Source organism: Rubrivivax sp. JA1055, assembly GCF_020966565.1.
Taxonomy (GTDB): Bacteria; Pseudomonadota; Gammaproteobacteria; order Burkholderiales; family Burkholderiaceae_C; genus Rubrivivax; species Rubrivivax benzoatilyticus.
In genome coordinates this window covers 1-666 of sequence record NZ_JAJKFP010000011.1, presented here as the reverse complement: position 1 = coordinate 666, position 666 = coordinate 1, and the positions used below count along the sequence as shown (strand labels likewise).

The window sequence follows — 666 nt, the reverse complement described above, 5'->3', positions numbered from 1 at the left end:
AGCGTGCCGTCGTGACGATGCCAGGTGTCGGGGTTGTGGCAGTACGCGCAGCGCAGCGGGCAGCCCGAGAGGAACAGCACGTAGCGGATCCCCGGGCCGTCCACCGTCCCGCAGGTCTCGGTCGAGTGGACATAACCTTCGGTGACGGCGGCGGCCGGCGCCGCGCCGGGCGCGTGCACCGGCCGCGTGCCGCCGCACGGGGCGGCGACCGCGACGCTTTTGACGTCAGTGGCAGGCATGGAAGGTACGGCTGATGACATCGAGCTGCTGCTCGCGCGTCAGCTTGATGAAGTTCACCGCGTAACCCGACACCCGGATCGTCAGCTGCGGGTACAGCTCCGGGTGCTCCATCGCGTGCAGCAGCGTCGCACGGTCGAAGACGTTGACGTTGACGTGGTGCCCGCCGGAGCCGAAGTAGCCGTCGATCAGGTTCACCAGGTTGTCCACGCGCTGGCCTTCGTCCGGGCCCAGCGCGCTGGGCACGATCGTGAAGGTGTAGGAGATGCCGTCCTGCGAGCAGCTGTACGGCAGCTTGGCCACCGAGGCCATCGAGGCCACCGCGCCCTTGTAGTCGCGGCCGTGCATCGGGTTGGCCCCCGGCGCGAACGGCTCGCCAGCCTTGCGCCCGTCGGGCGTGTTGCCGGTCTTCTTGCCGTACACGACGTT

The 666-nt window shown here is 69.1% G+C and carries 2 protein-coding genes; both read right to left on the bottom strand.

Annotation, left to right across the window (positions count from 1 at the left end):
• On the bottom strand, window positions 1–239 hold a 239-nt coding region (locus LOC65_RS19305; RefSeq protein WP_230248761.1), incomplete at its 3' end, for a 4Fe-4S cluster-binding domain-containing protein.
• On the bottom strand, window positions 226–666 hold a 441-nt coding region (locus LOC65_RS19300; protein ID WP_405048261.1), incomplete at its 5' end, for a glycine radical domain-containing protein. The genes LOC65_RS19305 and LOC65_RS19300, both read right to left, overlap by 14 nt.